This is a genomic window from Psychrobacter sp. HII-4 (assembly GCF_904846595.1).
Taxonomy (GTDB): Bacteria; Pseudomonadota; Gammaproteobacteria; order Pseudomonadales; family Moraxellaceae; genus Psychrobacter; species Psychrobacter celer.
In genome coordinates this window covers 1-4,669 of record NZ_CAJHBJ010000068.1, presented here as the reverse complement: position 1 = coordinate 4,669, position 4,669 = coordinate 1, and the positions used below count along the sequence as shown (strand labels likewise).

Genomic DNA, 4,669 nt, shown 5'->3' with positions numbered 1-4,669 from the left:
AAAGACTATAAGAAGTATATAAATTCTCTTCGGCTATACAATCTCTTAGATTCCTTACCCAATAGAACAGATGACATAGTTGCTAGAATTACTTTTCATGAAAAAGTAGTGCCATTGCTAAGTGATTTGAAAGCTAGTTTTACTCAATTTTTAATAAAAGATATAGCTGATTTTAGTAGTATCTATAGTTATCGAATTTATCAGCTTATGATGCGGTATAAATCCACTAGTTACGTGAAAATTAGCTTAGATGACTTACGTTTTATGCTAATGCTAATGGATAAGTACCCACTGACCGCAGACTTGAAGCGCTGGGTTATTGATACCGCAGTTGATGAAATTAATGAGAAAAGCCCCTACAGTGTGAAATATAAACTTGTTAAAAAAGGGCGTAAGTATACGCATCTAGAGCTAAATTTTAAGACAAAAGAAGAGCCAAAAGAAAATAGAGACCCCCATACTATCGACTGGATAAATGGAACAACAGATAATGAGGGCAACAAAACACCTTCTTGGCGCACTAAAGGCTTATCAGATAAACAAATAACAAAGATAGGTTGCAATATCAAAGAGTTTGTAGATGCCAATAGCAGTAAGGTATCACCCAAAGAGCGCAGACAGTACCCAGCAGTTTTTGAAGATTGGAAGCCTTTGCTTAAAGACCCTAAAACTGTATGTACGTTTAATATGGTTCAAGAATTACTAGAGAGGACATTATGAGTAAGGGTGTTAAAAATATTGAGGTGTCGTTAGACACGCTATGTAGTTGTTATCCTAATTTAATGCAGGAGGCTGTCATTCACGCATTACAAGCGATTGATAGTAGGAAGCTTACTTCTCAAGATATAGGAAGTTATCTGAAGCATTTAGATGATTATTTCTGCAATCAAGGTGAGATTAGATATGAAGGCTACGGACTAATACCAAAAGAAAGCCAAGCTTTCTTAGATAAAAAACTTACCGAATGGCTCAGTTTTTGGTCTATTGATGAGAATTCTTTGCTTGGTAGCCATAGGAAACCTAATGAAAAAGTATGCGCTGAAACACCGAAAGATTAAAAAAGTTAAGGTGTCGAGTATTAGTTGTCTTACTTGCACCTCTTACCAATCAATTTCTAAACTTGACGCTCGTTCACGTTTTTCTTTCTCTGCTATCCGTATCCGTTCTTCTACTTTGGCTTGTATGTCCTTGCCCCAGTTGGTTGCTCTTGATGATACCAGCTGCCTAAAGTCCTCGCTCTCGCTCATTTGAATAGCGTTAAGTGCTGACCTGTCTATCCAATCTTGCACTAAGTCGTTTTGTTCTTCATTATCGCTCATAGTATCTCTCTTTATTATTACTTTCCGCTTATGTGAGTACATCTAACGTAAGCCAATAGTACATGGAAGGCGCTTCTATCTATCCATGCCCCTGTCCTTATTTTTATTCTTACTGGTACGCACTTCTATCTGTTCAACCTTTGGCTCTTGCTGCTTCTGCTGCTGCTCTTTGTATTCTTTGATAGCTTGCTGACCTTGCCACGCTTCTTGCACTTTCTGCGGTTCGTTCTTGGCTATCCAATCTTTAGCGTGTTGCTTGTATTTTCCTCTATTTTGAGACTCTTTAACGCTTATTTGGCGTTCTAGGCTTCGCAATACCGTCCGTTTTTCTGACCGCTGGTGTACCCACGTTTTTTCTCTCGTAGTAAAAGGTTTTTTTGCGGTGTCGTAGGCTTGCTGAAGCTCGGCTAACTCTTTTTTCAGGGGTTTAAGGCTTAGTTGTTCAAACTGTTTTTCGATGTTTGCAAGCCTTGTTTCATAAGCGTTTACAGCCTTCTCACCCTTCACGGCTTGGGCGTGTAGCTCTTGTGAGTTCTGAAGCAATAGCTCTTTAGCTTGCTGCTGACGCTGGGCTTCTCGTTCTGCTTTTAGTTTGGTTTGTTGATGTTCAGCAATTCTTCTATCCGCTTGGTCGATTGCGCTAGCTGAAGCGTTAATCTCTCGTTCTGCTCCCTCAATTTCTTGTTGACTGTCATTAACTCTCTCGTTGACTTGTCTAGCTCTTTTAGCTGCCCACTCTGTGTTGTTTGTTGCGCTCTCAATAAGTTTAACTGCTCTTTCAATTCTTTCTCTAACTCTGTCATTACTCTGTTCTCTCTGCTCTGTGACGGCGTTCAGGCTCTTTTCAATAATCGCTAGCTGCTGCATCGCATGGTTATATTCTTCAACCTTGCGGTTATAGTCGCCTGTCGCTGTCTTAATGCCTTTGCGCTCTAGGGCTGACGCTTCCCAACCTAGTTTTTTGGTGGGTAGTTGCTCTAACCCTCTGTCTTTGTGGCTTCTATGGTCAATTCGAGCATCAATTTTGGCTTCTTTGAGGTGCTTATTGGTGATATTAGCCCACTGCTCACGGATTGCCTTTAGTTCTTCCCTAGCACTAGGTAAGCCACGCTCTTTAAGCTGGGTATTGCTCATTTCTAGCTGTGATTTGTCCGTTAAAGCGACTCTGCCACTCTCCAAGCGTTCCAGCTTGCGTGTGGTCAACATGATATGGGCGTGATGGTTGCGGTTGTCGCCCTGTGCATCAGGCGTATGTATTGCCACATCAACGGCAACACCGTATTGATTGGCTAAGTCCTTAGCGAAGTCATTAACAAGCATCATCCGCAAACGCCCTGATAATTCATGGGGTAGATTAACTACTATCTCTCTTGCTGTTCTGCTGTTCTTTCTCGTTTCGGTGGTTTCTGCTAAGTTCCAAAGTTCGTTGCGCTTAATCTTTAAACCATTTGGGGTGTGAAGTTGGGTGTATGCCACACCGCTTCTTTTGGTGTAGTCGTGTTCTTTGCCTGTGCGTTCATCTTTGATTGCGATACCAGCACGATAAGCAATAGACGCAGTGGCGGTTCTTCCGCTACTGCGTGATACTGGCTTAGTCGATAGGTGGTAGATTGCCATAATTAAATATTAATAGTGTCTAAAGTGGACTGTAATTTATTACACGCTTCTTCGTAATCTTCTCGACTTAGGAAATCTTTTACATAGCTATCAGCTCTATCTTCGCTTTCAAATATAAGCCTTTTGGCTTCATCTAAAAAAGTGATACTTACTACATGGTTTATATTTAATAAGAAATTATCTACACTTATAAACTTAGCCATGTTGCCAGCTCCGTTGCTTTTGGGGGTCAAGGGGGTTTCCCCTTTGCGGAATGAGAAAACTTGATATATGTAACGATAGTGAAATTTTATCATAGTTTTCGTAAGTTCGCACTTCAACAGAAAGCCGTCGAAGTGAAAAAACCAAAATTACATATTGGGAGCTAATAAAATGAAAGGATTGGTTAATCTGTATATTATATTAATTGCGATAACCTTAGTTAATTTAATTAACACTACACTGTTCAGCGGTAAATGGGACGGCATAGTTATGTGGATTAATTTAGGGCTATTCGTAGTTGGTACTTTTTACTTTTCAAAGAGTAGAAATAAAAATCAGTAATTATAACTTTTTACTTAAATTAGCTAGAAATAATGAAGGTTTATTATGAGCAATATTAAAACTCTTGAACAAAAAAAGCAGGAAGCATTAGACAGAGCCAATCGACTACAGAAGCAAATTGAGAAGAAGCTCAACGGTCAAAAGTTTGTTCTTGGCGGTATGTTAATGGCTATCGCTAAAAATGAACCTGACCGAATACCGCAAATTTTAGCTGATATTGATAAATATGTGACTAGGAAGGCTGATATTAGCCGTTTAGAGGGCTTTAAATCTGAAATAGGTAACAATGTACCTAAAGACAGTCTTTCAAGCTCTAGTGAGCCAAATAGACCCCCTATTGATGATATTAACTTCTAGTTAATGCTTGGTATGAGAATTAAGGTTAAAAAATCTCTACTTCTTTCTTTTGTTTTTAAAAAAAATAAAAAAACAAGTTTTGAAAGTAAGTGAAATTTGAAGTTATCCACAAGATTTTAAGTTTCCCCTCTTTTTTAGGTTTTTAAAGGTTTTTAAAGGTTTTTAGACCCCCTTGTAAGCCATGCTCTATAAGGGCTAGAAAGAACTAACTATGAGTAATTGAAGAGGAACTATGAGTAATTGAAGAGGAACTATGAGTAATTGAAGAGGAACTATGAGTAATTGAAGAGGAACTATGAGTAATAATTGCTCTCATATATGTAATAGTATATATTACTCATAAATAGAAAAAAGGATATGTGAAATGGCTAACGATTTAGTAGTAATGCACAATGATATTGTAACTTCAGCGTACAACCTATCTGTCAATGAACAGCGTTTGATTTATTGTGCTTTAAAGCAAATCCCTAAAGAAGAGCCTTTAGACCCTAACACCCCTTTTTATATCAGTCGTGATGATTTTATCGAGCTGGGGGCAAGTCCTATCAATGTTGCTCGTGATATACGCCAAGCAACAAAAGATTTAATGAAAAAAACTATATATGTCTCAACTGATACAGGGATTTTAGAGTTTCATTGGCTATCGGAAGTTTTGCGGTATGACAAGAACGCTGAAAAGAAACTTAAAGAAAAATATCCTGACCCCAAAGACTATAAGAAGTATATAAATTCTCTTCGGCTATACAATCTCTTAGATTCCTTACCCAATAGAACAGATGACATAGTTGCTAGAATTACTTTTCATGAAAAAGTAGTGCCATTGCTAAGTGATT

At 38.3% G+C, this 4,669-nt stretch carries 7 protein-coding genes; 4 read left to right on the top strand and 3 right to left on the bottom strand.

The features are described from left to right. On the top strand, positions 1 to 720 hold a 720-nt coding region (locus JMX98_RS13440), incomplete at its 5' end, for a replication initiation protein (protein ID WP_201587312.1). Continuing rightward, entirely contained in the window at positions 717 to 1,058 is a 342-nt protein-coding gene (locus JMX98_RS13435; RefSeq protein ID WP_201587310.1) for a hypothetical protein, read from the top strand. The genes JMX98_RS13440 and JMX98_RS13435, both read left to right, overlap by 4 nt. A gap of 42 nt (positions 1,059 to 1,100) precedes the next feature. Here the strand turns inward: JMX98_RS13435 and JMX98_RS13430 are convergent, their stop codons facing one another. The 3 genes from JMX98_RS13430 to JMX98_RS13420 form a co-directional block, all read right to left on the bottom strand. Next, positions 1,101 to 1,319 (bottom strand): hypothetical protein, encoded by a 219-nt coding sequence (locus JMX98_RS13430; RefSeq protein WP_201587309.1) that lies wholly within the window; start codon positions 1,317 to 1,319, stop codon positions 1,101 to 1,103. Positions 1,320 to 1,394: 75 nt separating this feature from the next. Then, complete coding sequence (gene mobQ / locus JMX98_RS13425) at positions 1,395 to 2,936, bottom strand: MobQ family relaxase (protein WP_201587308.1); 1,542 nt, start codon at positions 2,934 to 2,936, stop codon at positions 1,395 to 1,397. A 2-nt stretch (positions 2,937 to 2,938) separates the two neighbouring features. Next, positions 2,939 to 3,139, bottom strand: coding sequence for a hypothetical protein (locus JMX98_RS13420; RefSeq protein WP_201587307.1), 201 nt, complete (start codon positions 3,137 to 3,139; stop codon positions 2,939 to 2,941). A gap of 385 nt (positions 3,140 to 3,524) precedes the next feature. Between JMX98_RS13420 and JMX98_RS13415 the strand changes: the two genes are divergently transcribed. Both JMX98_RS13415 and JMX98_RS13410 read left to right on the top strand, forming a co-directional pair. Beyond that, on the top strand, positions 3,525 to 3,836 hold the full coding sequence (locus JMX98_RS13415) for a hypothetical protein (RefSeq protein ID WP_201587306.1): 312 nt from the start codon (positions 3,525 to 3,527) through the stop codon (positions 3,834 to 3,836). 364 nt (positions 3,837 to 4,200) lie between these two features. Then, the coding region (locus JMX98_RS13410) for a replication initiation protein (RefSeq protein ID WP_201587305.1) at positions 4,201 to 4,669 on the top strand (469 nt) is incomplete at its 3' end.

Excerpts from the sequence above, each read along its gene's own strand:
- JMX98_RS13430 (WP_201587309.1), bottom strand. The coding sequence starts at position 1,319 with ATGAGCGATAATGAAGAACAAAACGACTTAGTGCAAGATTGGATAGAC.
- mobQ (WP_201587308.1), bottom strand. The coding sequence starts at position 2,936 with ATGGCAATCTACCACCTATCGACTAAGCCAGTATCACGCAGTAGCGGA.
- JMX98_RS13435 (WP_201587310.1), top strand. The coding sequence starts at position 717 with ATGAGTAAGGGTGTTAAAAATATTGAGGTGTCGTTAGACACGCTATGT.
- JMX98_RS13415 (WP_201587306.1), top strand. The coding sequence starts at position 3,525 with ATGAGCAATATTAAAACTCTTGAACAAAAAAAGCAGGAAGCATTAGAC.
- JMX98_RS13420 (WP_201587307.1), bottom strand. The coding sequence starts at position 3,139 with ATGGCTAAGTTTATAAGTGTAGATAATTTCTTATTAAATATAAACCAT.